Below are 268 nucleotides of genomic sequence, written 5' to 3' on the forward strand. Positions count from 1 at the left end.
CTAGATGAGTCAGAGCAAGAACCTTTTCAACTGAAGCAGAAATTACTTGAGGCTGGTTTGACTCAGTACATGGTATCCATGAGAGAGATTATGCTGTTAAAAATGAGGCAAGGAATCGAACAACTTGATTTACCTAAAAAAAAGAAGGAACAATTATATGAATTTATGACAAAGGAGGAGGGCAATGATTGAACATTCAAAATATCATTGCATATTTAATAAAAAATCCTAGTGTTGTGAATGAATTGGACTTAGGGAATGCAAGTTT

At 34.0% G+C, this 268-nt stretch carries 1 pseudogene; it reads left to right on the plus strand.

The features are described from left to right. Positions 1-192: pseudogene (locus tag SB775_RS30040) on the plus strand (polyprenyl synthetase family protein); the annotation flags it as partial. Positions 193-268 lie beyond the last annotated feature (76 nt).

This window comes from Peribacillus sp. SIMBA_075, from assembly GCF_046534585.1.